This window comes from Desulfosporosinus hippei DSM 8344 (assembly GCF_900100785.1).
GTDB lineage: Bacteria > Bacillota > Desulfitobacteriia > Desulfitobacteriales > Desulfitobacteriaceae > Desulfosporosinus > Desulfosporosinus hippei.
Genome location: NZ_FNCP01000001.1, coordinates 292,860 through 318,592, shown reverse-complemented (window position 1 = coordinate 318,592; position 25,733 = coordinate 292,860). Strand labels below are relative to the sequence as shown.

Genomic DNA, 25,733 nt, shown 5'->3' with positions numbered 1-25,733 from the left:
TGAACTCCCACTAAAGTGTTCACTAAGCAATTTGCCCCTTAGTTTCTGGTCAGTTGGGGCTGGGAACGGGAGAGATGGGGTCTTTGGAAGTAAGGGGCCACTGCACGTTCACCCATATGAGTTGAAATCGATCTTTATCTAAATAGAATTATAATAGGAGGTTTATCATGAAATTCCAAGACGTTATTCTGACCCTTAATCAGTTTTGGGGTGAGCAAGGGTGTATTATTGCGCAGCCCTATGATGTGGAAAAAGGGGCCGGGACTATGAACCCGGCAACTTTTTTAAGAGCTTTGGGACCGGAGCCCTGGAATGTTGCCTATGTTGAGCCGTCTCGGAGACCTACCGACGGACGATATGGAGAAAATCCCAACCGCTTACAGCATTATTTTCAATATCAAGTTATTCTTAAGCCTTCTCCGGACAATGTCCAGGAGCTCTACTTGCAGAGTCTGGAAAAATTAGGGATCAATCCTCGCGAGCATGATATTCGTTTTGTTGAAGATAATTGGGAATCACCAACCTTGGGTGCCTGGGGATTAGGCTGGGAAGTCTGGCTTGATGGAATGGAAGTGACTCAGTTTACCTATTTCCAACAGTGCGGAGGGATTGACTGTAAACCGGTTTGTGCTGAGATTACCTATGGACTGGAGCGCTTAACAACCTATATCCAAAATAAGGATAATGTTTATGACATTGAATGGGTGGGGGATGTCACTTACGGTGATATCTATCTGCAAAATGAAATTGATTACTCCCACTATAATTTTGAGGTAGCGGATATTGAAGCCTTACAAACCTGGTTTGATATGTATGAACGGGAGGCAAAGCGGGTTGTGGAGAAGGGGCTAGTACTTCCGGCCTATGATTATGTTTTAAAATGCTCTCATACCTTTAACCTCTTGGACGCCCGGGGGGCAATTAGTGTCACAGAACGTACCAGCTACATTGCCAGGGTTAGAGCTTTAGCTCGTCTTTGTGCTCAGGCCTATGTAGAGCAGAGAGAGAAGTTAGGTTTCCCTTTACTAAAGAAAAATAACTCTGTGAAAGAGGTGAAATAAGATGGCAAAGGATTTTCTGCTTGAGATCGGAACGGAAGAAATCCCGGCAAAATTCTCACCTGGGGCAATGAGTCAGTTGGAAGAGCAAGCCGGCAAGCGTCTTGCTGAACTCCGTTTAAACTATAAAGAAATCCAGGTATTTGCGACTCCCCGGCGTCTGACGCTAATTGTCTTAGAACTTGCGGAGACCCAAGAGGATTTATCCATGGAAGTTAAAGGCCCGGCGGTCAAAGCTGCTTATGATGCCAGCGGAGCTCCCACTAAAGCGGCTCAAGGGTTTGCCAGAGGGCAGGGTGTGTCCATAGAAGACCTTTTTGTTCAGGAAGTTAATGGGGTACCCTATGTATATGCTCGAAAATCTGAAGTTGGGCTGGAAACGAAATCTCTGCTTGCTCAGTTGGCCCTTGACCTGATTAACGCATTACATTTTCCTAAGCCGATGCGTTGGGGGGATCTGGAATTTCGCTTTGCTCGACCGATTCGGTGGATTGTCGCACTTTACAGCTCAGATATCATTCCCTTCGAATTTGTGGGCCTCAACTCAGGGCGTGTTTCCCGAGGACATCGTACTTTAGCAACGGCAGAGGTACAGATTAGTCAACCTTCAGTTTATCGTGAGGCTTTGCGTCAAGCCTATGTGGTTATTGATCCCGAGGAACGTAAGGCTTTGATTTTAGCACAATTGAAAGAACTGGCTGAAAACGTCGGAGGTAAGGTTCCTGAAGATGAAGAACTCTTGAGTGAGGTTATTCATCTGGTTGAATATCCGACGGCGTTATTGGGTGAAGTGGCTTCTCAATATATGCACTTGCCGGAGGCTGTTATTACAACTCCTATGCGGGAGCATCAACGTTATTTTCCCGTACGGACTGAAGAAGGAAAACTGTTGCCTTATTTTATCACTGTGCGCAACGGAAGCGATTTCGCTCTAGACACAGTTAAAGCGGGTAATGAAAAAGTTCTGAAGGCTCGCTTAGAAGATGCAGCTTTTTATTATCGAGAAGATCAAAAAGTTGCCTTAGCTGACTTAGTTCCGAAGCTTGGGAAAATTGTCTATCACGAGAAGCTGGGGACAGTTGAACAAAGAGTTGAGCGTTTAAGGGGATTATCCGGATTTATGGCGAAAGGTCTAAGTTTTGGAGAAGGCAAGCAAGCAGAGGTTGATCGAACTGCCTATTTAGCAAAGGCAGATCTGGTAACCCTGATGGTTAGCGATTTTCCCGAGCTGCAAGGGATTATGGGGGCGGATTATGCTCAAGCCAGCGGAGAGAAGCCTGAGGTTTGCCGAGGAATACTGGAGCACTATCAACCTCGCTTTGCCGGAGATGCGACACCTGCTTCAGACTGTGGACGGGTGGTGAGCATAGCGGATAAACTTGATGCGATTGTCGGAGCATTTAGTATCGGAATTCAACCTACAGGCTCTCAAGATCCTTACGCTCTCAGAAGACAAGCTCAAGGTATTGTGGCAGTTCTGTTAGATTCCGGTTGGGATCTCTCTTTGCCTGAGCTCATCCAAAAATCCTACAGTTTATTTGAGGAGCAGGGGACGGCAGCATTGCCCCTGGGCGACATCTTACCTTTATTGCTTGATTTCTTCCAGCAGAGGGTGCGGTTCGTGCTTCAGGAGCAAGGACTTCGCTATGATACTGTGGATGCTGTTTTGGCGCTGGGTAGTGAGAACATTAATCGTTCGGTAAAAAGAGCTCGAGTGCTTTCGAAAAAACGAGGGGAAGAAGCGTTTGTTCTTTACGCTCAAACCTATACCCGCTGCTATAACTTAAGCAAGAAAGAAGCTCTGGCAGAGTTAAAGGAAGCTTCTTTGGTAGATGCAACTGAAATAGCCTTGGCTAAAGGGATATCTTCCCGTAGACAGGGTTTTGATGAGATGATCAAGTTAGGCAACTATGAGGAAGCCTATGATCTGGCCTGGGAACTTGTCCCTCAGATCGAAGTCCTTTTCCAAGCGGTCATGATTATGGTAGAAGATGAAGATTTGAAAAAGGCCCGCTTAGCGTTGCTTGGACAATGTGTAGAAATGCTGGGCTGCTTGGGTGAGTTAAGTCTTTTAGCTTAATTTTTAGAAGATACAATTGAACGGTAGGGTCTCTAGAGGGTCTGTAACAATAGTTGTTACAGACCCTCTAGCAATAATTAATTTAGTTGTTAAGATGCTTGCTATCACCGAGGCAACTCAATGAATACTTTGGAATTGCTAACGGCTTTTTGATAAATCAAGGTGATCCTATTTTATAAACTGTCCCAACAATTTTACCTCAAGAGTAAAAACATCATATTCTTAGAAAGATCGAAAATTATTTAGAAAAAGTTCATCATATATGAAACAATATCTACCCAACGAATAATATTATATGGTATAATTGATCGAATTGAACCCAATAGTATGTCACATTGAGACAGAGCAATACATAAGAGGTGAAATTGGTTGGAATGGACGGAACGGCAACAACGAATAGTGGAGATCGTGAAAGCTTCAGGTTCCATCACGGGTGAAAAGATTGCTTCAATGCTTAATTTGACGCGAGCTACGCTCCGCCCGGATTTAACCGTCTTGACAATGTCCGGAGTCTTAGTGGCACGGCCACGTGTCGGATATTCCTATCGTGAAGATCTCGGCCCCTCTCCTATCATGGAGCGTATGCTTCAGCTACGAGTCTGCTCATTTAAGTCTATGCCGGTCACAGTATTGGAAAATGCGAGTATCTATGATGCAACAGTTGTGATGTTTACCCAGAACGTTGGGAGTGTAACAGTTGTTAGCCCCGATAGAGTTCTGCTGGGAATGGTCTCTCGAAAAGATATCATGAAAGCATCTCTGGGAAAAATGGATCTTCAACAAGTTCCGGTCGGCGTTATTATGACCCGAATGCCGAACATCTACATGACAACCCTTGATGAGCCCGTCTTAAGTGCTGCTAAGAAACTGGTACAGCACCAGGTGGATAGTTTGCCGGTGGTTGAAGGGTATGTGGATGAGAATGGAAATGAGTGTTATGAGGTTGTAGGTCGGTTTACTAAGACAAATGTCACGAAACTGTTTGTAGAGATTTCGGAAACGAGATAAATATATCCTTGATATGAAGGTTAAAGGGACTACGTACAATTCGGAGGTGTTATTTTTGACGACCCAATCGGCTGTTATTTATGTTATTTCAGATGCCCTTGGTGAGACGGCTGAGTTTGTAAGTCGGGCTGCTGCGGCACAATTTATAGGGGTTAAGACTCGTATTCGCAGGGTTCCTTATGTAAGGGATCAAACCCATCTAGAAGATATTATGGAAGAGGCCGCGGCTGAGCAAGCTATCTTAGTTTATACTCTTGTTCTTAAAGACCTGCGTGAATACTTGGAGAATAAGGCTTTAGAAAAGGGACTTAAAACTGTTGATATTCTTGGACCGCTGATTGGGGCTTTGGCCAGTCAAACCGGTATGGATCCCACCCATACGCCGAACATAATCCATCGACTGGATGAACAATATTTTAGAAAAGTAGAAGCCATCGAATTCGCTGTTAAATACGATGATGGCAAAGATCCGCGCGGGGTTCTTTTTGCGGATGTAGTTCTAATCGGTGTTTCCCGTACTTCCAAGACCCCACTCAGCATGTACTTAGCCCATAAAGGGCTTAAAGCTGCGAATATTCCTTTAGTTCCGGAGGTTGATCCTCCGGAGGAACTTTTTAGTATTCCATCCCGAAAAATAGTTGGTCTTACGTTGAGACCGGAACTACTTAACCAAATCCGAACAGAGCGTTTAAAAACACTGGGCTTAGGCGCTTCCGCAGATTATGCTAACCTGGACCGGATTATGCAAGAGTTAGAGTATGCCCGAGGTATTATGAGACGTATCGGCTGTCCGATTATCGACGCTACCGGAAAAGCGGTAGAGGAGACAGCCAGCATTATATTAGAGATATTATTTAAGGGGGATCGAAATGAATAAGAAGTATGTTTATTTATTTCAAGAAGGTAAAGCTTCCATGCGCGATTTGTTGGGTGGAAAAGGGGCTAATTTAGCGGAGATGACTCAAATTGGCTTGCCGGTACCTCCTGGATTTACGATTACAACAGAGGCCTGCAACGAGTATTACAGCAACGGTGAGAAGTTTCCCGAGGGGATTTGGGAGCAAGTTTGGCCGGCCTTAGCAGAAGTTGAAGCAGCTTCCGGTAAGCTTTTTGGGGACAAGAACAATCCTCTGCTGGTTTCTGTGAGGTCTGGGGCAAAGTTTTCGATGCCGGGAATGATGGATACGGTCCTTAATTTAGGGCTGAATGATGATACAGTGGAAGCATTAGCTGCTAACACGCAAAATGAGCGTTTCGCTTGGGATTGCTATCGTCGCTTTATTCAAATGTTTGGAGACGTTGTTTTAGAAGTAGAGCATTATAATTTTGAACAAATCTTAGAGACTGCTAAAGAGAAGCAAGGAGTTCGTTATGACTCTGAACTGTCCACAGAAAGTCTTAAATGGATGGTCAGTGAATATAAGAAAAAGATCGAACGTAAAACCGGCAGCCCCTTTCCTATGGAGCCAAGAAATCAGCTGCAACAGGCTGTTTTAGCCGTTTTCCGTTCGTGGAATAATGATCGGGCCAATGTCTATCGGAAAATTAATAATATCCCCCATGAGATTGGCACGGCTGTCAATGTTCAATCAATGGTCTTTGGAAACATGGGCTCCGATTCAGGAACTGGAGTGGCCTTTACCCGCAACCCATCGACTGGGGAAAGTGCTCTCTATGGAGAATATTTAATGAATGCCCAAGGGGAAGACGTGGTAGCCGGTATACGTACCCCAAACCCCATTGCCACCTTGGCTCAGGAAAACCCGGAGATCTATCAGCAGTTCTTGAGCTTTTCGAAAAAGCTGGAAGCTCACTATCGGGATATGCAGGATATTGAGTTCACAATCGAGCGGGGCAAACTGTACATGCTACAAACCCGTAATGGTAAACGAACTGCGTCAGCAGCCATTCGTGTGGCAGTAGAACTGTTCCATGAAGGTGTGATCACTAAAGAAGAAGCTGTCATGAGAATTGAGCCGGATCAATTGGAGCATTTATTGCATCGTCGCATGGATACCGGGGTTAAGCTGCATGTACTGGCCAAAGGACTTCCGGCTTCTCCAGGAGCTGCTTCAGGAAGAATCGTTTTGAGTGCTGAGGAAGCAGAGCGCTTAGGGAATCTTGGGGAGAAGGTAATCTTGGTTCGGACTGAAACTACTCCCGATGATATTCGCGGTATTTTAGCTGCCCAGGGTATTTTGACCAGTCGCGGAGGTATGACAAGTCATGCTGCGGTTGTGTCTCGTCATATGGGTAAACCAGCAGTTTGCGGCTGTGATGCCTTGAAAATAGATTATACTCAAGGTGTAGTGGCTATTGATGGGGTTGAGTACCCACAAGGAACTATTATGTCTATTGATGGAGCTACCGGACGGGTGATCAAGGGCGAAGTATCCATGGTTGATCCTGAGTTGAGTGAAGGATTTAAAGAATTCTTAGGCTGGGCTGATGAGATTTCCAGACTGCGAGTTATGGCCAATGCCGATAGTCCGACGGAAGCAACCAATGCTCGGGATTATGGAGCGGTAGGAATTGGGTTAACTAGGACTGAACATATGTTTATGGATCCTGAGCGGATTCCCATTGTGCAAGATATGATTTTGGCCCAATCCTTGGAAGAGCGGGAAGAGGCTCTGGCCAAGCTTTTGCCCATGCAGGAAGAGGATTTCTACGGAATTTTAAAGGCTATGCAGGGATTCCCGGTCACTATTCGTTTGCTTGATCCCCCCCTTCACGAGTTCCTGCCCCATTCGGAAGAGTTAGTCGTCGAGATTACTAAGCTGAGAATGAGCAAGGATGACTCGGGCGCCTTACAGGAAAAAGAGTCCTTGCTGCGCAATGTTCGAGCTTTGTCTGAATTAAATCCTATGCTTGGTCATCGCGGTTGTCGCCTTGGGGTTTCCTTCCCAGAAATCACGGTTATGCAAGCCCGAGCGATTTTCCAAGCCAGTGCCCGGCTGATCAAAGAAGGATATGAGATTCATCCTGAGGTCATGATCCCCCTGGTTATGGGCAAAGAAGAGTTTATTATGATGCGGAAGTTAGTGGATGACACCGCCACTGAAGTTATGCAAGAACAAAATGTCCAAATCAGCTATCATGTTGGAACTATGATTGAAGTACCCCGAGCGGCTCTTTTGGCTGATGAAATCGGAAAAGTGGCGGACTTCTTCTCCTTTGGAACGAATGATCTCACCCAGATGACCATGGGCCTGTCCCGGGATGACGCACAAGGAAAGTTCTTGCCGGTCTATCTGGACAAGAAGCTGATGAAAACCGACCCCTTTGTCGTACTCGATCGAGACGGGGTAGGCAAACTCGTCGGCATAGGCGTAAATCTGGGCCGGGGTGCTAACCCTAGTCTCGGCTTAGGTATCTGCGGAGAGCATGGCGGAGAACCAAATTCTATTGAATTCTGCCACATTGTTGGTCTGGATTATGTCTCTTGTTCACCCTTCCGGGTGCCGATTGCTCGCTTGGCAGCAGCCCAGGCCGCTGTTAACAACAAGGTGCAATCGAAGTAAGGCTTGAAATATATGATGGAAAGCTTAAAAGCCTGATTATACAGGTGATGAAACTCGATATAAAATAAAATGAGGGTACTGTTTCTGAGTGATTCTAAGAGACAGTACCCAATTTTTATTCATTTTAGGCATTATGAACAGGGTGTTATCCGTTAATGTCAGGCAACAGTGGAAAATCAATCTTCTTGACTACCAATTGACATCTAATAAAAACCTTAGAAAAGAGAATTCAAGATTTAGAGACTAAAAACAAAGAATGATTAAGGGTTTTTATTTTTTAGAAGTGACCTCGGAAATTCAGACTAAAAGGGCTTTAAGTGTTTCATAATAATGAAAAACGATGATTGGTCTATTATGATAGCGGCAGCCCATAATAAAGAAAACCATAGAAGCGAGGATGTATCATGCCCAAACATAATATCTATACAATGAGTGTCGCAAGTGTCTATCCCCATTATGTTACGAAGGCGGAGAAAAAAGGACGGACGAAAACAGAAGTCGATGAAATCATGCGTTGGTTGACAGGATATAGCCAGGAGGAGTTAGAAGCGCAACTTGAAAAAAAGACAGACTTTGAGACCTTCTTTGAGGAAGCTCCCCAACTAAATCCTTCGAGGGCTTTGATCAAAGGTGTGGTCTGCGGTGTCCGAGTGGAAGACATCGAAGAACCAACTATGCAGGAAATTCGCTATTTGGATAAGCTGATCGATGAGTTAGCAAAGGGAAAAGCGATGGATAAGATTTTGCGAAAATAATATTTAAAAGCTAAAAGAATGATTCCATAACTTAGTGATTTTTGAAGCCTCACACATCCGTCTGTATTTTCTCAAATTCGGATTCAAATCCGAATTTGAATTCCTATGATCGGGTTTTAATCGGTAAGTGCGACCCTTTGGGCCGCAAAATCACTGCCATAGGCAGGCAGTTCATTTACCCGTTTGGCAGGCTTTAATACAGGGGCGGGTCATACACCGGGGAACCGTTAACCATATCGATCTGATAACTGACAACCTTTATTATGGATTTTGACTGGCCACGATTGGTCGGTCTTTTTATTTTATGCACCTTGTCCGGCAGGGGTTACCCTTGTCTAGGGTATTTATGACAATAATAGCAGGACGGCAAAGCGTCTATACTCTTTACGGTCTTGCCATTATTCTGTCACCAGTGAGGGCTTGAACACATAGTTTATGAGTAAGGTAGTTCAAAACCTTTTTGTCATATGGTTCAAATTCGGAATCGATTCCGAATTTGAACTACACCCAGGCGATTATACTCCTGGGAATTCCCGAGGAGGAACAGGAGTCCTTATGAAGGAAGGTTTGCTAAGAATTCGTTTGTAAAGTCTATAGAATGAGGAGATGGGATGATGGCAGAATTGACGACTGGACTAATAGAAAATGCGCCAGTCAATGAGATTAGACCTAGCGTCAGTGTAGTAGTAAGAATAACAAATGACGGGATAGCTGAAGGAACAGTGCAAATTAATGGGTTCGAGGTAACTGGAGGCATAAAAACTCTGTATGTTCTGGAACTAGTGGTTGTTGATCCCGGAGAAGTTATAACAAGAAACTATTTTGCTGATTTTGATGCATTTGAATTTCAATTTATAACCAGTTCAGGAGCTATAGAAATTTCTGTTTGGGGAAAAGATGCTGAAGGCAATTTAGTAGCGGCTCATCGGGTTCTGCCAGCGGAACTTGATCCTTTTGATGAGGAAGGAGTAACAGGAGCAACAGGAGCAACAGGAGCAACAGGAGCAACAGGGGCGACAGGAGCCGCGGGAGTAACAGGAGCAACAGGGGCGACAGGAGCTGCGGGAGCAACAGGAGCAACAGGGGCGACAGGAGCCGCGGGAGTAACAGGAGCAACAGGGGCGACAGGAGCCGCGGGAGTAACAGGAGCAACAGGGGCGACAGGAGCCGCGGGAGTAACAGGAGCAACAGGGGCGACAGGAGCCGCGGGAGTAACAGGAGCAACAGGGGCGACAGGAGCCGCGGGAGCAACAGGAGCAACAGGGGCGACAGGAGCCGCGGGAGCAACAGGAGCAACAGGGGCGACAGGAGCCGCGGGAGTAACAGGAGCAACAGGAGCAACAGGAGCAACAGGGGCAACAGGGGCAACAGGGGCAACAGGGGCAACAGGGGCAACAGGAGCCGCGGGAGCAACAGGAGTCACGGGAGCAACTGGAGAAGCAGGAGCCACGGGAGCCACAGGAGCAGCAGGAGCAACAGGAGTAACAGGAGTAACAGGAGCCACGGGAGCAACAGGAGCAACAGGAGCAACAGGAGCAACAGGAGCCACGGGAGCAACAGGAGAAGTAGGGGCGACGGGAGCCACAGGGGAAGCAGGAGCGACGGGAGCCACAGGGGAAGCAGGAGCGACGGGAGCCACAGGGGAAGCAGGAGCGACGGGAGCCACAGGGGAAGCAGGAGCGACAGGAGTAACAGGAGCAACAGGAGCCACGGGAGCAACAGGAGCAACAGGAGCCACGGGAGCAACAGGAGCCACGGGAGCAACAGGAGAAGTAGGAGCCACGGGAGCCACAGGGGAAGCAGGTGCAACAGGAGCCACGGGAGCAACAGGAGAAGCAGGAGCGACAGGAGCGACAGGAGTAACAGGAGCAACAGGAGCCACGGGAGCAACGGGAGCAACAGGAGCAACAGGAGCAACAGGAGCGACAGGAGAAACAGGAGCCACAGGAGCCACAGGAGAAACGGGAGCAACAGGAGCAACAGGAGAAACGGGAGCAACAGGAGCAACAGGAGAAACGGGAGCAACAGGAGCGACAGGAGAAGCGGGAGCAACAGGAGCGACAGGAGAAACGGGAGCAACAGGAGCCACAGGAGCCACAGGAGCAACAGGAGCGACAGGAGAAACGGGAGCCACAGGAGCAACAGGAGCAACAGGAGCGACAGGAGAAACAGGAGCCACAGGAGCCACCGGCGCCACCGGCGCTCAGGGATTATCAGAATATGCCTATATTTATAATCTTGCAGCTCAAGTTGTTGCATTAGAAGCAGATGTGCTCTTCGATACTAATGGTGTCATTGTGGGCTCAATTACCCATACACCTGGAACGGCCGCAATTACTATTGGTACTGCCGGAGATTATTCTGTTTCGTTTAATCTCGCTGTTGTAGAACCAAACCAGTTTACTGTTTTTCTAAATGGGGCTCCCGTTGCCGGGGCCATTTACGGATCCGGCTCCGGGGCCCAGTCAAATCCGGGTATGGTAATTGTTACTGCGGCAGCTGGTGATGTCTTAACTTTGCGAAATCATTCAAGTAGTGCGGCGGTTACTTTGCAAACCCTGGCAGGCGGAACCCAAATCAATTCCAATGCTTCTATATTAATTGAAAAGATAGGTTAAACCGTCTGCAGATGATGTGCCCTTCAGATGGCAAAGGGTCTGAGAGGTGAATGACGTAAGTTTGTGGGATCTTTAGCATGGATGGACTCTGGGCTTAGAACTCCAATGAACCTCAATAGTCTAGGGTGGTCATTGCCAGGAAAAGAAGAAAGAGCCGGGGTTACAGAAGAGTAATCTCGCTCTTTTGCTGTTTAATAAACTATTCAGATGTTCTTGGAATCTCCGGGGCTAATGATAACTGATAACCTCAGGCTATTATAAAAACAGTGTCCGGTACTACCTCTTAAACCTATCTTCAAAGCAAGGCTAATAGTATTTGGTGAAGCTTATAAAGCTATATATACCAAGGGTTTTTCAGTCAAATTAAAAACTAAAACAAGATACTCTCACAAATAATTTTAAGGGATGGTACCCTTTTTTCGTTACAGTATAAAATTTGAGTGATTCTTCAACTTAAGAAGGTAAGTTACTAAGTATAAACATCCGGGAGGTGTGTACGCTAGTATAAATAAGTTGGCCAGGCACTCTGGCGAACAATGTTTTTGACATGGAGGAATTATGGTGACTACCTATGACGAAATTTTCAAACGCTTAGTTAAAGCTTCCTACAATGATAAGCTAGAGCAAGAGATCCGAGAAATTGAAGCAAGCGGAAATGAAGCTACAAAGAAATATGTTTATTATGCCTTGGGGAATGGTGAGCAGGACAAAGTAGTATTTCAGATTAACGATTGTAAAGGGGAATGTACGAGCGAAAAACATAACTGTGAAACGTCCTGTATCTTTAATGCCATCGTCCGGGATATGGAAGGAAAAGTCGTGATCCAAGATCGTAGCTGTGTTCACTGCGGGCATTGCATCGATACGTGTTCCCTCAATAACTTAATTGATAAAAAGGAATTCATTCCTTTAATAGATCTTCTGAGGAAAAAAGAGGCTGCAGTCTATGCAATTGTGGCCCCTGCCATTATTGGGCAGTTTGGAGATCGGGTCACAATGGGTCAACTCAGAGCTGCTTTCAAACAGCTTGGTTTTTACGGTATGGTAGAAGTTGCGCTTTTTGCAGATATCCTAAGCTTGAAAGAAGCTCTTGAATTCGATCGAGCAGTTAATTCGGAAGAGGATTTTGTCTTGACCAGTTGTTGCTGTCCTATCTGGGTGGGTATGGTTAAGCGGGTTTATAATCAACTAATTCCCCATATCCAACCTTCTGTATCCCCAATGGTTGCTTGCGGCCGAGGAATTAAACGACTTCATCCCGAAGCCAAAGTGGTTTTCATTGGTCCTTGTATAGCAAAAAAAGCTGAGGCCAAAGAAGCAGATATTCAAGATGCCATTGATGCAGTATTAACCTTTGAGGAAGTTAAACAGATATTTGAAGCGACAGGAGTTAATCCTGAAGATATGGAGGATATCACAAGTGGACATTCTTCCTCTGCCGGACGTATTTATGCCCGCACAGGAGGGGTATCGAAAGCTATTTCGGACACCCTTGACCAGCTTAGACCAGATAAACTTATCCGGATTAAGGCAGTTCAAGCTGAGGGAATTCAGGAGTGTAAAGAGATCCTTCGTTCCATTAGCCAGGGAGACATTAAGGCGAATTTTTACGAGGGAATGGGCTGTGTTGGTGGCTGTGTCGGCGGTCCGAAAGCCCTCCTCAAATCTGAATCAGGAACCCTCCATGTCAACACCTATGGACTGTTGGCAGATGCCCGTACCCCTTTGAATAACCCGTATATTCAAGAACTCCTTGACCGCCTCGATATTAAGGAGGTCAATGACTTGCTTGAAGGAGAGTCTGCTGCAATCTTCCAAAGACAGTTTAACAGATAGTCTGGGCATGACTCTAAGTAAAGTATGCGAGTAATCTTTCGCGTAAAACAGTTGACTTAATTGATCACCGTCAGGCTTCTTCTCAGATTCGGAATCGATTCCGAATTTGAACTACAATCAGGCCATTATTTTCCTGGGAATCCCCGAGAAGGAATGGGAGTCCTTTATGGCGGAGAATGATGTGGATTAGCTCTAAGCGTTATACTTCAAGATCAGAATATATGTAAAAAATAAAGTATGGGTATTGTCTTTTAGTGATTTAAGAGACAGTACCCTATTTTTAAATTGTGCACATCCCAATTTAAGAAAAGTAGAAATCTGTTATGATTTTTTAAAAAGATGCCAGAATTGAGTGTGGCTTTTTATTAGTTAGGTGATTACCTCGATACAGTTGATCCATTGGGCATTTGTCACGAATGATTTTTTGCATTTCAGATTAGGCATTTTAATCCTAAGTGTCCGTTGTTAAAGTAAGACACGCTCCCATATTTAGTGTAACAAAATGGGGACAAGATTAATAAAATAAATAAAGCTAACCTGCAGGTATTTCATTTTTGCCCCGCTTAGCAGGAAAATTCAAAACAGAAAAATTAATGAAAGAAGACGAGAAAATGGCTTTATTAACAACTGGATTAATAGAAAATACACCGGTCGCCGGCGTAAGACCAACATCCTCGTTTACTGTCAAAATAACAAACGATGACACGATAGCTGCGTCCGTTCAGATTGACGGTTTTTTCGTGACGGGAGCAACGAAGACGCCGTATGTTTTAGAAATAATAGCTTTAGCAGCAGGTGAAGTTGCAACCAGAATTTATTTTGCTCAGTTTGACGCCTTTGAATTTCAATTCACAACAAGTTCTGATGCCGTAATTATTTCAGCCTGGGGGAAAAATGCCGCTGGAAATTTGACGGTTGCTCATCGCTTAGTAGCGGCAGAACTAGAGCCAATAGGATCCAATGGAATCGCAGGGGTCACGGGAGCAACAGGAGCAACAGGAGCCACAGGGGCAGCAGGAGTAACAGGAGCAACAGGAGCAACAGGAGCAACAGGAGTAGGAGCGACAGGAGAAGCAGGAGCCACAGGAGCGACAGGAGTCACAGGAGTCACAGGAGTCACAGGAGCCACAGGAGCCACAGGAGCCACAGGAGCGACAGGAGTCACAGGAGTCACAGGAGTCACAGGAGCCACAGGAGCCACAGGAGCCACAGGAGCAACAGGAGCAGCAGGAGCAACAGGTTCAGCAGGAGCAACAGGAGCAACAGGTTCAGCAGGAGCAACAGGAGCAACAGGTTCAACAGGAGCAACAGGTTCAGCAGGAGCAACAGGTTCAGCAGGAGCAACAGGTTCAGCAGGAGCAACAGGAGCAACAGGTTCAACAGGAGTAGCAGGAGCAACAGGTTCAACAGGAGCAGTAGGAGCCACAGGAGCAACAGGAGCGACAGGAGTCACAGGAGCGACAGGAGTCACAGGAGCAACAGGTGAAACAGGTTCAACAGGGCCGGGGGTCTTTTTATGGGGCGCAGAACCGACGATTATTTGGGCAGACTCAAGTGCTCCGGGTCCCGGATCGGGGACACCCTCCGATCCTTATAGTTCTCTTCAGAGCGCCATCAATGCGGCAACATCCAGCACCTTTGCAAACACTTTTGGGATGAGGGCCCGCTGTATCGTTCTGATTGCGGCAAACTCAGCATTTGATGAGGACGTAACTATACCTCCTGCGAGGCATGTTCAGCTCCTTGGTCTAGGACCATGGGTACTTGGCGATGCGTCCCTGGCTGATTTTGCGTCATCAGTTCCTAGGAATATCACAGTTCAAACAAGTGCGGCAGCGGAAGCTGTTTATATCATACAGGGACCGGCCTTTGATGCACGCCCGGTGACTGTAATTGGTACCTTTGATAACGGGACATCTGTAAGCACCCATACTAATTACACTGATGGAGCTATTATCAGCGGCAATGTTATTTTTCAAAATGTTGATCCCGTAGATCCCTTTTCAACTATTGAGTTTCAAGTTCTGAATGCCAGAGTCGTAGGCAGCATCATGCAGGCCCTGGTCGATCCACATCAGGGCATTCTAAACTCTTACTTTTACAACAGCCGAGTCAATATTATTAATCACAATGGTCTAAACATTCAACGAATGCTTGATTGCCGGTCTGGAACGATCACAGCTGCAGGGTACTCCGAAATTACGAACTCAGCGATTACCGGGAATGTTACGGTTGGTTCCGCACTTGCAGATGTGCCGCCAACTGGTGTTTTCAGCAGCCAGTTTAGCACGATCACTTGGACGGGACCGCTTACGTTAGATACAGCTTCCAATTTCTACTTTGTGAATAGCGGTTCGACTCTGGTTGGAGCGAAAACTATTTTATTTAGTCTTGCCTGATTAAACGTTTCAATATAGCTGCTTAACCGTATGTTTTTAAATTAAGTCTTTTTCCTTATTGCCAAGAGAAGGGGCTGTCTCAAAGTTGATAATATAAATTTCTTTGAAGAGGTGCTCCTTCTCTTATAATAAAGACAGGACGAGTCCCGTCATTTTGGCATCCTCAGTTATGTTGTTTTTATTGTACGGATACAATCTCTTTCGCAGCTGCTGTCAGGTCGCTGTAAGAATAAGGGCTATAAATTATATTAAAATAGTATAGAATGTTTTAAAGCCTTATACACCAAGCTTTAGGGTTTAGGTGCAAAATAGTGAGGGTATTGTCTTATGAGTTTAAGAGGCAATATCCTTGCTTTATTTACTAGTGGTACAAAAATGTAACCGCAGATTCTTATGTTTTGGGCACATTTAAGTCACAATATGAAGTTATACTCTTTAAGAGATATAAATTTAATAAAGGTTTAAACAATGAATAATGTTCTGGGAACAAAGGGTATACCCGTTCTTTTTAGTAGGCTTTGGAAAGAAGGTTTATCATGTTTCAAATATTGGTAGTTGAGGATAATAAGAACTTATTAATGTTAATGAAAACTCGGCTGGAACAAGCCGGTTATCGAGTTTTGCAAGCTGAAAACGGTCAAAAGGCTCTTGAAATTTTTGAAAACGAACATATCGATTTAATTATCTGTGACATCATGATGCCCTATATGGATGGCTTTGAACTCATTGAAAGCCTTAGAGACGCAAAATTTACGCTGCCGATTTTAATTGTGACTGCCAGAGAGGATTATGAGGACAAAGAAAAAGGCTTCAGATTAGGTACGGACGATTATATGGTTAAGCCAATTGATATGAACGAGCTGATTTTAAGAGTAGCTGCTCTGCTAAGACGGGCTAAAATTACCAATGAACATAAAATTGTTATCGGTGAAATCCTACTGGATTATGACAATTTGAGCATTACTGGGCCAGACCTTCAGATTGAATTACCCAAAAAGGAGTTTCTGTTACTTTTTAAATTGTTAAGCTATCCCAAGCAAATTTTTACAAGGCAGCAGCTTATATCTGAAATTTGGGGGCTAGATACAGATATAGATGAACGAACGGTGGACAGCCACATAAAAAAGCTGCGCAAGAAGTTTGATGACAGGCCGGAGTTTAAGATCATCACGATTCGCGGGCTGGGTTATAAGGCGGAGAAGAACTATGATTAAAGATTTGACACATTCAATTCGCGCCAAAGGTACGTTAATGGCCATTGGAATCTTATTTTTTTCCTGTTTCCTTTCGTTTACCTTGATGACGATTCTGTTCTTCTTTCTCTACCATGGTGACTTGAGTATTCGAGAAGCCCATGCGGTTTTTGGGAGTTTTATGCTAGTAACACTGCTCTTATGTTTAGCCTTGGGAGGTTCACTATTATATTTGGCTATGCGCAAAATTTCCGAGCCAATTATTCGTATTAGTAATTCAGCCAAAGAGGTTGGAAAGGGCGATTTTTCTGTAAAGATGGACTATGAGGGCAATGATGAAATAGGGGTTCTGGCCCGAAATTTTAATTTGATGACGGCGGAACTCGGGAATATGGTATATCTCCGCAAAGATTTTATTAGCAGCGTATCTCATGAGTTGAAAACCCCCATTGCCTCTATCCAAGGCTTCGCAGAAATGCTCCAGGATAAAGATTTGTCGGAAGAGGATTTTCGATCTTACACTAGCATTATTATCGAAGAGGCCAAGAGATTAAGCCATTTGAGTTCAAACATGTTGCGGCTTTCTAAATTAGACCATCAATTCATCCCAGAGAATAGGAAACCATTTTCCTTAGATGAGCAGATTCGGAAGACGATTGTTCTTTTAGAGGAAAAATGGTCTGAGAAAAACTTAGAACTCAATATTGATCTCGCTGAAATAGCCTACACGGGTGACGAAGCTTTGATTCAACAGATTTGGTTAAATCTATTGGAGAATGCCATCAAATTTTCCGTTGAATCTGGAACTATTTATATCCAAGCGAAGAGGACTCCCAACAATGTGGTGGTTGAGATTAAGGATCAAGGGATCGGGATTGCCCAGATCGATCAAGCTCGGATCTTTGAAAAATTTTTTCAGGGGGACAAGTCACATTCCAAAGAAGGAAGCGGCCTAGGCTTAGCTATTGTTAAGAAAATAGTGGATATCTATGCCGGAGAGGTAATTGTTGAGAGTGAATTAGATCAAGGGACGTCATTTGTGGTGAGGCTGCCGTTTAGAAATTAATACCCCGAGGGCACACTGAGGACACAATTTTGATTTAAAGTAGGAGTACCAAAAATTTGTGAAGGGACTTGATAACATGAAACGGAAAATCTTTACCTTTGCCTCGCTGGCGCTAGTGGCAGGACTCATTACGTTTGTAAATCCGGTAAAAACTTTAGCTCTGGATGCGCTGTCGATTTTCCGCGTAAACGATGTGAAAACCATTGAAATTACAATGGCGGACTTGCAGGAAGGAATGCAAACAATTTCTAATCTGAAAGAAGACTTCAAGGGAAAAGAATTTGAACACAAATCTCTGCTTAACCTTATTTCAGAACCGAAACATGAAGTGACAAAACTGAACTCAGCTGGAGAGTTTGATGCTTTCAAACTTCGTTTGCCTTCTGAACTAGCATCTCAAACCCCTGAAATATCTGCGCTGGATTCCAGGGAAATGAAGTTTACCTTAGATGTAGATGCCAGCAACGAACTGTTGAAATTGCTGCATAGTCCGAAACAACTTTCCAGCAGTTTAAACGGTGTAGAAATGTCTATGGTATCTTCAGCTGCAGCCTTTGCAAAATATGAGGATGTCCTATTCTTAGCCACCCAAAAGTCCTATTTAGATGCCCCGCAAGCTGCCAAAGAAGAATTGCGAGATGTCATGTTGAATTTGCCCTTAATCCCTACGAATCTTCGCCAACAGCTTGCTGAAATCGATGAAGGTAGTTCTGATATCTATCTTCCTGTCCTAGTAGGCTTCGGCAGAGAAGTGGATTTAGGCGGAAAAAAAGGTTACATCTACACTTTGTCTGATTTAAAAGGACTTACGGAAACTATTCCTCAAGATATGACAGTCACAGGATCACATAGTACTTCACTAGAAGGCTTAAACGGTAGGTCACATGAAGCGTTAATGGATGAAATGAGCAAAACAATGATTAGCAAATATGGTGAAGAAAAATTTGCTGCTCTGAAAGAAGCTCATACCATGGCTATGGAGGAAATGTCCAATATGGATAACGCTTCTGTACTAATTTGGACCAAGGATGGCAATTTGTATGGCTTAATTGGCAATAAGACGGATGCTGAGCTGGCAGAAATCGCTAGGAGTGTTCGTTAATGATCATCGAAACCCATGCTCTTACTAAAAAGTATGGTAATAAAACAGCCTGTGACCAAATCAACCTTGCAGTAGAAGCTGGGCAAGTCTATGGCTTCCTTGGCCGCAACGGCGCAGGGAAGAGTACCTGTATTAAGATGTTAACCGGGCTTGTATTCCCCACCTCCGGAAGCGGCACAGTCCTGGGGAAACCCCTGGGTGATGTTTCTGCGCGAGAAAGAATGGGCTACCTGCCTGAACTTTTCCGCTATCAAGATTGGATGACTGGATTAGATTTGCTGAATTTCCATGCCCAATTAGTTAAATTGAAAAACAAGAAGGATCAAATTGGCAGGGCTTTAAAGTTAGTAGGTCTTGAAGGGCAAGAAAAATACAAGGTGGGCTCGTATAGTAAAGGCATGCAGCAACGTATAGGGTTGGCCTGTGCGTTGCTGCCTAATCCCCAACTGATCTTTCTCGATGAGCCGACATCTGCTTTGGATCCCATTGGTCGTAAGGATGTGCGAGACATTATTGTTGCTTTGAAAAAGGAAGGGGCAACTGTCTTTTTAAACAGTCATCTTTTAAGTGAAGTGGAAGCTGTTTGCGATAGTGTCACGTTTATTCACAAAGGTACAGTTGTTAAATCCGCACGGATGGACGAGTTACTGATGAATAAAATCTCCTTAACCATCAGAGTTAAGGGTATGACTGAAGATTTATTGGGAACCATGCATAACCAATACCAGTCATTGCAGATACTAGCAGATGGAAGTTTAACAGCCACTTTAAAGGATTACGAAGAGATTCCTGCCCTGGCAGCTAAGCTTATCTCTCATGGTTTGACACTTTATGAGTTGACGCCCCACCGAGAGACCCTGGAAACAGTGTTTATGCAGCTGGTCGGCGAGGAGGGATTATCATCACAGCAATCCTAATTACCACGCTTAATGAAGCAATTCGTAAAAGAACCTTTATCATAATGGGTATTGTCACTTTTTTGTACTTGGTATTTTGGACAGTAATGCTTAATTATTTTCCTAACACAACAGTGACCCATGGAATGGGAAATCAGTTTAGACCTTTTGCCATTCAAATGGTTACGAAAATGGGCTTTCAATTTTCTGCCATGTTAATAGCTTTGCTCACGATTATGCTTGGCTCCGGTGCCATTGCCTCAGAACTAGAGTCCGGACTGATTCAAGGGATTCTTACTCGTCCGATTCACCGCTATCAGTTTATTCTTGGCAAACTTGGAGGATTAGTTCTATTAGCCTGTACCTACGCAACCCTGCTATTCTCCTCAATTCTGGTTATTGGAGCTTTATTTGGCCTGAGTACGATAACAAGTCTCACCTTCTCGCAAATCCTTTCTGGATGGTTGCTTTACCTTTTGCTGCCTGTAGCAGTTCTTTGCGTAACGATCTTTGGATCCGTGACTTTAAAAGCAGTGCCTAATGGAATCTTAATGATCTTCATTTACATTTTAGGGAATGTTGGCGGAATGGTCGAAATGATCGGGCAGTATGTAAATAATAACTCGGTCATTGGTACCGGAATTTTTATCAGCTTAGTCTCACCTTTCCAAACGATTTATAGTACGATGGAACGCATAATGGTTCCAAATTCTGAGCTGGCAGCCGGTGCTATGGCCGGTGCAAGTTTATCCGGCAGCGGTAAACCGGCAAGTATTTGGATGTTCTTATATATTGCCATTTACATGCTTGGATTTGTGACCTTAGCGATACGAAAATTTTCCAGGAAAGACATCTCCTAGAACAAGCTCTAAAGAAAAAGTGAATAATAAGAAGCCACAAGAAGAGTCAGAAAGCTCTTTATGTATGCTAATAGTTAACTCTTTGCTTTATTATTAAGGCAAAGAGTTATATTATAATGTGTGTAAACTGGAAATAGGCGTAATCGCGAGATAGAAAGGTTAATTATGTTGACAAAACAATTCCTAGTGGTTGCATCAATTGTCGTGTCCTTGTTAATGGTTGTTGTAGTCAATTTGGTACGAGTGAAAAACACAAAAAAACCAGCAGTGGCAAAAATGATTATTTTACCTCCATTTTTTATGGCTACCGGTGGGAGTATGTTTATTTTGCCAATGTTTAGACCAACCCTACTAGAACTGATAAGTTCCGTTATGATGGGCCTGCTTTTTTCTGTCATCTTAATAAAAACATCTAAATTTGAAATAAGGGACAACCAAATCTATCTCCGAAGATCAAAGTTGTTTTTAGTAGCACTGATAAGTCTAGTCGCTTTGCGAATGATCGGGAAGATTATCCTTGCTGAAGCCATTCAAATCGATCCTGCTCAAATGACCGGAATTTTCTTCGTCTTAGCCTTTAGTATGATTCTGCCATGGCGAATAAGTATGTACATAGGATTTAAACGGTTAGAACGACAACTTCATAAAGTGTGATTTTTGCTTAGGTAAAGAATAATCATGGCCATAATCTCTCAGGGAATAGTCGAGATTGTGGCCATGATTTAGGTTTGGAACTGTTGTGAGGAGAAGACAACTGAAAAACAAGAAGGAGTATGACCTAAAGAGTAACAGAATTCAATAAAGTGGTACACGAGTGCCGAGGTTGTCGATGTTGATTCAAGAATTAATCGATAAGTTGTAACACGCTTCCCACATTTAAAAAGTCACATTTATGACACAAACACTATTTTTATAAGTGATAGACTTAAAAGAGGGGGGATGGCTTATGAACAAATACATATTGATTGCCGATGATAGTGAGGGCATTCTAGAAATACTAAGTACCTATGTCACTAAAGAAGGTTTTCTTCCAATTATTGCCCATGATGGGGAAGAGGCTATAGCGAAGCTTGGGGAATATAGACCCCTACTCGTATTACTTGATGTCTTAATGCCCAAGAAGGATGGGTTTGCGGTTTGTCGGGAAATTCGTCAGAGTTCTAATGTGCCGATTATCATGATTACCGCCAAAGGCGAAGATGGCGATCGCATTATGGGCCTTGATATTGGAGCAGACGACTACATTGTAAAACCTTTTAGTCCCGCAGAAGTCATGGCGCGCATTCGTGCAGTATTAAGGCGCCTTGATATTTCAGAGGAGCAAAGCAAAGACATTGTCCATTATCCTGGCTTGGAAATTAACATTTCGGATTATGAAGTGAAAATCGAAGGGCGACCCGTCAGCCTTACAAAAAAGGAACTGGAAATACTATGGGTCTTGGCATCAAATCCGGGAAAAGTTTTCTCGAGAGATAACCTTTTAAACAGTGTGTGGGGGTATGAGTATTTTGGCGATGCCCGTACCGTGGACACCCATCTCAAGAGGTTAAGATCAAAAATAGCTCCTTCTCAAACCTCTGGCTGGGAGATAAAGACTATTTGGGGAGTAGGGTATAAATTTGAGGTGAGGCATGTTTAAGAAGAGTATTGCGTTAAAATTAACGGCTGGTTTTGTTGGAATAGTGCTCATTTCTATGTTAGTCATAGGGGGATTATTTATTCAAATGTTCAGGCAGTATACCTTCAGCAGCCGAGAACAAACTATGCTGGATCGTGCCCGAAGTATAGCGGAGGTGATTGCCGAGAACTCCCAAAGTAATGGTCAGTTGGGGGGCTTCGCTGGATCCATGCGCTTCCTGGATAGGATGACTGAAGCAAAGGTGTGGATCACTGACAAGCAGGGGAACCTCTCGCTGATGTCCGGAATGGGTTTTGGAAAAGGCAGAGGTGCAGGACAAGGCCAAGGCACAGGCCAGGGTACAGGAATGGGTATGGGTATGAGGCAAGGGCAGCCTTTTAATTCAGAGCCTCTCCCACAGGAGGCTGAAAAAGTTATTGAGGGGGTTTTAAGTGGCCAAGAATCGGTCAGTGAAAATTTTAGCAGTGTCTACAATGAAGCAACTCTGACAGTGGGCGTACCGATTATTGATTCCGACCATCAAGTTATTGGCTCCGTACTTCTCCATTCCCCGGTTACGGGAATTAATGCAACAGTCAATAAAGCAGTTCGAATTTTGGCAATCAGTCTTCTGGGGGCACTTGTGCTAGCCCTGGGTTTAGGTATTTTCTACTCCCTGCTCTTTACCCGTCCCTTGAAAGCCATGAATCTAACTGCCTTAGAAATGACGCAAGGAAATTATTCTGTTAAAACAGGAGTTAAGCGCGAAGATGAATTGGGACAGCTGGGGAATTCCCTTGACCTTTTGGCAGGTAAATTAGGTTATACGATTAATCAGCTTTTTCAGGAGAAAGGAAAACTCAAAGACATCATAGGGAGCATTTCTGATGGAATCGTGGCTTTCGACATGACTCTTAAACCCATAAGTATCAATTCTGCACTATCGGAGATTATGAGTAGACCTCATCCCTATTTAAATGAAGACATAGAAAAGGACCTCAATGAATTGGAAATTGAGGCCCAGCTTACTAAAGTAATGGAGGAAAAAAAGACCTCTCAAGTACTCAAAGATTGGTTGGGTAAAAAGCTTATGTTTACTCTTTCGCCAATTGTCGATAACTCGGGAATGGTGACAGGGAGTGTTGCCTTGGTTCAGGATATTAGTAAAAGTGAGCGGCTTGAACAACTAAGACGGGACTTCGTGGCCAATGTGTCTCATGAATTTCGCACTCCTTTGACCGTCATTCGTGGATCCCTCGAAGCCATGGTGGATGGAACGGTAGAAAACAGCGAGGAGATTAAACGTTACCACCAAAGGATGCTTTCTGAAACCCGCGGGTTGGAACGATTGGTAGGAGATCTTTTGGAGCTTTCTCGCCTTCAATCCGGCAAGATTAAAATGAATAAAGAAAAGCTGTATATACCAAATCTTCTTGAAGATGTGGTGAGAAATTTTGAGACTATTGCCGGAAGAAAAGGAATTAAAGTTGAGTATCTTGCTAAACAAGATATTCCCGCCTTTGCAGGAGATTATGATCGCTTGCGCCAACTGTTGGTAATATTTCTGGACAATGCTGTCAAATATTCGCCGGCGAACACCACAGTGACCGTTGCAACAAGCCTATTAGATATTAAGACCCTTTCGATCATAATTCGCGATCAAGGTTATGGAATTGCACCGGAAGAATTGCCTTATATCTGGGATCGTTTTTACAAAACCGATAAATCAAGAAACAGCGGAGGCACCGGGCTCGGCCTTGCTATTGCAAAGCATTTAATAGAACTTCAGAATGCTTCGGTTTCCGTGCAGAGCGAGTTGGAGATGGGTACAGTTGTGGAGATCAAGCTGCCCCTTGGTAATCCTAAAGTTTAAAAGCACTCACAATTTTTTGCAAGTCCTGAACCATGGCAACTAACTCTTTGCTCGACAAGTTAATCTGCTCCAGGGAAGCAGTCTGTTCTTCTACAGCTGCCGATACAGTTTGAGTCTGATCCGCGGCATCTTGACTAATTCGATCAATGTTCTGAGTGGAAGAGACGATTTTTTCTGTACCACCGGCTATTGTTTGAGTCGTAGCGGATATTTCTTGGACTTGATTAGAGACTTGAAGAACTAGTTGGGTGATATCTTGAAATAATTTTCCAGCGGTATCGACAGTGTCTATACCGGCTTTAACATCTTTGATTTCATCGTCCATGGCCCTTACTGCTTCGTTAATATTATTTTCGTTCGCTTGAATTAACATTGCAATCCTTTGAGCAGCTTCCTTGGATTGTTCAGCTAGTTTTCTAACTTCATCAGCAACTACAGCAAATCCTCGTCCGTGTTCTCCGGCTCGTGCTGCTTCAATTGCTGCATTAAGAGCGAGAAGATTTGTTTGTTCAGTTATTCCAGTGATAACTGTAATAATTTCGTTGATCTGCTCCGAGCTTTCCGACAACTTCTGAACGGTCTGTTGAACCTGCCCTGTTTTTTGATTGATACTGTCCATCTGGACAACCACTAAATTAATAGCCTCTTGGCCCCGATAAGTGGTTTGAGTCGTTTGGGCTGTCAATAAAGCTATCTCATTGCTCGTGGCGGCAACCTGCTGAGTGCTGGCAGATAATTGTTCAATTGCCTGGACAGTATCTGCTATTGAATTAACCTGGTCTGCAGACCCAACAGCCACTTTCTCAATTGATACAGCTATTTGAGCAGATGCCTCCGCACTTTGCTCTGTGATGGTTAACATTTCGCGTGATGAATCAGCAACCTGCTCAGATGCCCTGGAAACATGTTGTACTAAATCCCTTAGGTTAGCAGCCATAATGTTGAACGAACTGCTTAAGTGCCCAAACTCATCTTTGTAGTTAGAATTCAATGATTCAATAGATAGATCACCCTGGGCGATCTTATCGGCTGAATTCACAATATGGTGGAGGCGTCTTAGAGTACGTGACACTATTACCCAAATGACCAAGGCTGATATTAATAGTTCAATGATTATAAACATAATAATTTTATTACTAAGCCCAGACACTAAAGTATCAATCAGTGAAATTGGCACTCCAATAAACGTCATACCTATAACTTTGCCTTGTTTATCAATTATTGGTTCATATATGGTTTGGTTTTTCACCCCAACGACAACTACTTCTCCCTTGTAGGTTTTACCCTCTTTAAGGGTGATCTCTTCAACTTCGGATGACACCGTTGTACCCACAGCCCGTGTACCATCTTCTTTTTTAACGTTTGTAGCGATACGAGTATTTCCCTGGAAAATTGTCACATTATCATTAGAAAGTTCACCGATTCGGTCAACAATAGTACTGTCATTTAGGACACTTTCGCCTTTATATAGTTTGTTATCTTTGATCGACCAGTCTCCCGGAAATGACTTATCGATAATCAAATTACTGAGAGCAAGATCAGAGTGCAGTTTTTCTTGGGCCATTGTCATCATTCCACTATGAAGTGTTCTAATCGAAAATACGGTTATTACTGTTGTTGCTACAAACACTAAAGCAACAATGATTATGACTAGTTTGGTTTTTATACTCAAATTCAATTATTTTCCTTCTTTCTTCAAATAAAGAGTAAATTATGATACATACAACAGATTATTTAGATATTCGACATTTATCTGCGAGATTCCTTCTAGGATTATTTTCACCAAACAAAAAATCTAGGGCCAGAGTCTAATTCTTGGGGCTTGTTAAGTAATCTGAATGTTAAGA

Annotated in this window: 19 protein-coding genes and 1 pseudogene; 19 read left to right on the top strand and 1 reads right to left on the bottom strand. The window is 44.0% G+C overall.

The window, feature by feature from the left end; translation table 11 throughout:
• The first annotated feature begins 167 nt into the window (after positions 1-167).
• From glyQ to BLS16_RS01455, 19 genes and pseudogenes are all read left to right on the top strand, one after another.
• On the top strand, positions 168-1,061 hold the full coding sequence (gene glyQ, locus BLS16_RS01545; protein WP_092328994.1) for a glycine--tRNA ligase subunit alpha: 894 nt from the start codon (positions 168-170) through the stop codon (positions 1,059-1,061).
• Between the two features lies 1 nt (position 1,062).
• Positions 1,063-3,138, top strand: coding sequence for a glycine--tRNA ligase subunit beta (gene glyS / locus BLS16_RS01540; RefSeq protein WP_092328992.1), 2,076 nt, complete (start codon positions 1,063-1,065; stop codon positions 3,136-3,138).
• A 369-nt stretch (positions 3,139-3,507) separates the two neighbouring features.
• The gene (gene ccpN / locus BLS16_RS01535; protein ID WP_092328989.1) at positions 3,508-4,146 is read left to right on the top strand and encodes a transcriptional regulator CcpN; all 639 of its coding nucleotides are present in this window, start codon (positions 3,508-3,510) and stop codon (positions 4,144-4,146) included.
• Positions 4,147-4,201: 55 nt separating this feature from the next.
• A complete protein-coding gene (locus tag BLS16_RS01530; protein WP_092328987.1) occupies positions 4,202-5,023 on the top strand; it encodes a pyruvate, water dikinase regulatory protein in 822 nt (273 codons plus the stop codon).
• Positions 5,016-7,670: a pyruvate, phosphate dikinase gene (gene ppdK / locus BLS16_RS01525; RefSeq protein ID WP_092328984.1), complete on the top strand. Its 2,655-nt coding sequence runs from the start codon at positions 5,016-5,018 to the stop codon at positions 7,668-7,670. The genes BLS16_RS01530 and ppdK overlap by 8 nt, the downstream gene beginning before the upstream one ends.
• Before the next feature lie 404 nt (positions 7,671-8,074).
• Positions 8,075-8,425, top strand: a complete 351-nt coding sequence (locus tag BLS16_RS01520) for a DUF2200 domain-containing protein (RefSeq protein ID WP_092328982.1) — start codon at positions 8,075-8,077, stop codon at positions 8,423-8,425.
• 460 nt (positions 8,426-8,885) lie between these two features.
• On the top strand, positions 8,886-8,984 hold the full coding sequence (locus tag BLS16_RS24505; protein WP_092328979.1) for a DUF3102 domain-containing protein: 99 nt from the start codon (positions 8,886-8,888) through the stop codon (positions 8,982-8,984).
• Between the two features lie 52 nt (positions 8,985-9,036).
• Positions 9,037-11,043, top strand: a complete 2,007-nt coding sequence (locus BLS16_RS01510; protein WP_427846358.1) for a collagen-like protein — start codon at positions 9,037-9,039, stop codon at positions 11,041-11,043.
• A gap of 558 nt (positions 11,044-11,601) precedes the next feature.
• Positions 11,602-12,879: a [Fe-Fe] hydrogenase large subunit C-terminal domain-containing protein gene (locus tag BLS16_RS01505; protein WP_092328974.1), complete on the top strand. Its 1,278-nt coding sequence runs from the start codon at positions 11,602-11,604 to the stop codon at positions 12,877-12,879.
• Positions 12,880-12,973: 94 nt separating this feature from the next.
• A pseudogene (locus BLS16_RS01500) lies at positions 12,974-13,069 on the top strand (DUF3102 domain-containing protein); the annotation flags it as partial.
• Between the two features lie 421 nt (positions 13,070-13,490).
• Positions 13,491-15,278, top strand: a complete 1,788-nt coding sequence (locus BLS16_RS01495) for a hypothetical protein (RefSeq protein ID WP_092329149.1) — start codon at positions 13,491-13,493, stop codon at positions 15,276-15,278.
• Between the two features lie 536 nt (positions 15,279-15,814).
• Complete coding sequence (locus BLS16_RS01490) at positions 15,815-16,492, top strand: response regulator transcription factor (protein ID WP_092328969.1); 678 nt, start codon at positions 15,815-15,817, stop codon at positions 16,490-16,492.
• Entirely contained in the window at positions 16,485-17,537 is a 1,053-nt protein-coding gene (locus BLS16_RS01485; protein ID WP_092328967.1) for a HAMP domain-containing sensor histidine kinase, read from the top strand. The genes BLS16_RS01490 and BLS16_RS01485 overlap by 8 nt, the downstream gene beginning before the upstream one ends.
• Positions 17,538-17,595: 58 nt before the next feature.
• Positions 17,596-18,639 (top strand): hypothetical protein, encoded by a 1,044-nt coding sequence (locus tag BLS16_RS01480; RefSeq protein WP_092328964.1) that lies wholly within the window; start codon positions 17,596-17,598, stop codon positions 18,637-18,639.
• Positions 18,639-19,556, top strand: a complete 918-nt coding sequence (locus tag BLS16_RS01475) for an ABC transporter ATP-binding protein (protein WP_092328962.1) — start codon at positions 18,639-18,641, stop codon at positions 19,554-19,556. Before BLS16_RS01480 ends, BLS16_RS01475 begins: the two co-directional genes overlap by 1 nt.
• Positions 19,535-20,395: an ABC transporter permease subunit gene (locus BLS16_RS01470; RefSeq protein ID WP_345788505.1), complete on the top strand. Its 861-nt coding sequence runs from the start codon at positions 19,535-19,537 to the stop codon at positions 20,393-20,395. The genes BLS16_RS01475 and BLS16_RS01470 overlap by 22 nt, the downstream gene beginning before the upstream one ends.
• Positions 20,396-20,560: 165 nt before the next feature.
• On the top strand, positions 20,561-21,049 hold the full coding sequence (locus tag BLS16_RS01465) for a CcdC family protein (protein WP_092328957.1): 489 nt from the start codon (positions 20,561-20,563) through the stop codon (positions 21,047-21,049).
• Positions 21,050-21,341: 292 nt separating this feature from the next.
• Positions 21,342-22,034, top strand: a complete 693-nt coding sequence (locus BLS16_RS01460; protein ID WP_092328954.1) for a response regulator transcription factor — start codon at positions 21,342-21,344, stop codon at positions 22,032-22,034.
• Positions 22,027-23,886: an ATP-binding protein gene (locus BLS16_RS01455; protein WP_092328952.1), complete on the top strand. Its 1,860-nt coding sequence runs from the start codon at positions 22,027-22,029 to the stop codon at positions 23,884-23,886. The genes BLS16_RS01460 and BLS16_RS01455 overlap by 8 nt, the downstream gene beginning before the upstream one ends.
• On the opposite strand, the gene BLS16_RS01450 is transcribed toward BLS16_RS01455, so the two are convergent.
• Positions 23,876-25,564, bottom strand: coding sequence for a methyl-accepting chemotaxis protein (locus BLS16_RS01450; RefSeq protein ID WP_092328949.1), 1,689 nt, complete (start codon positions 25,562-25,564; stop codon positions 23,876-23,878). The two genes, BLS16_RS01455 and BLS16_RS01450, sit on opposite strands and share 11 nt — an antisense overlap.
• Positions 25,565-25,733: the final 169 nt, after the last annotated feature.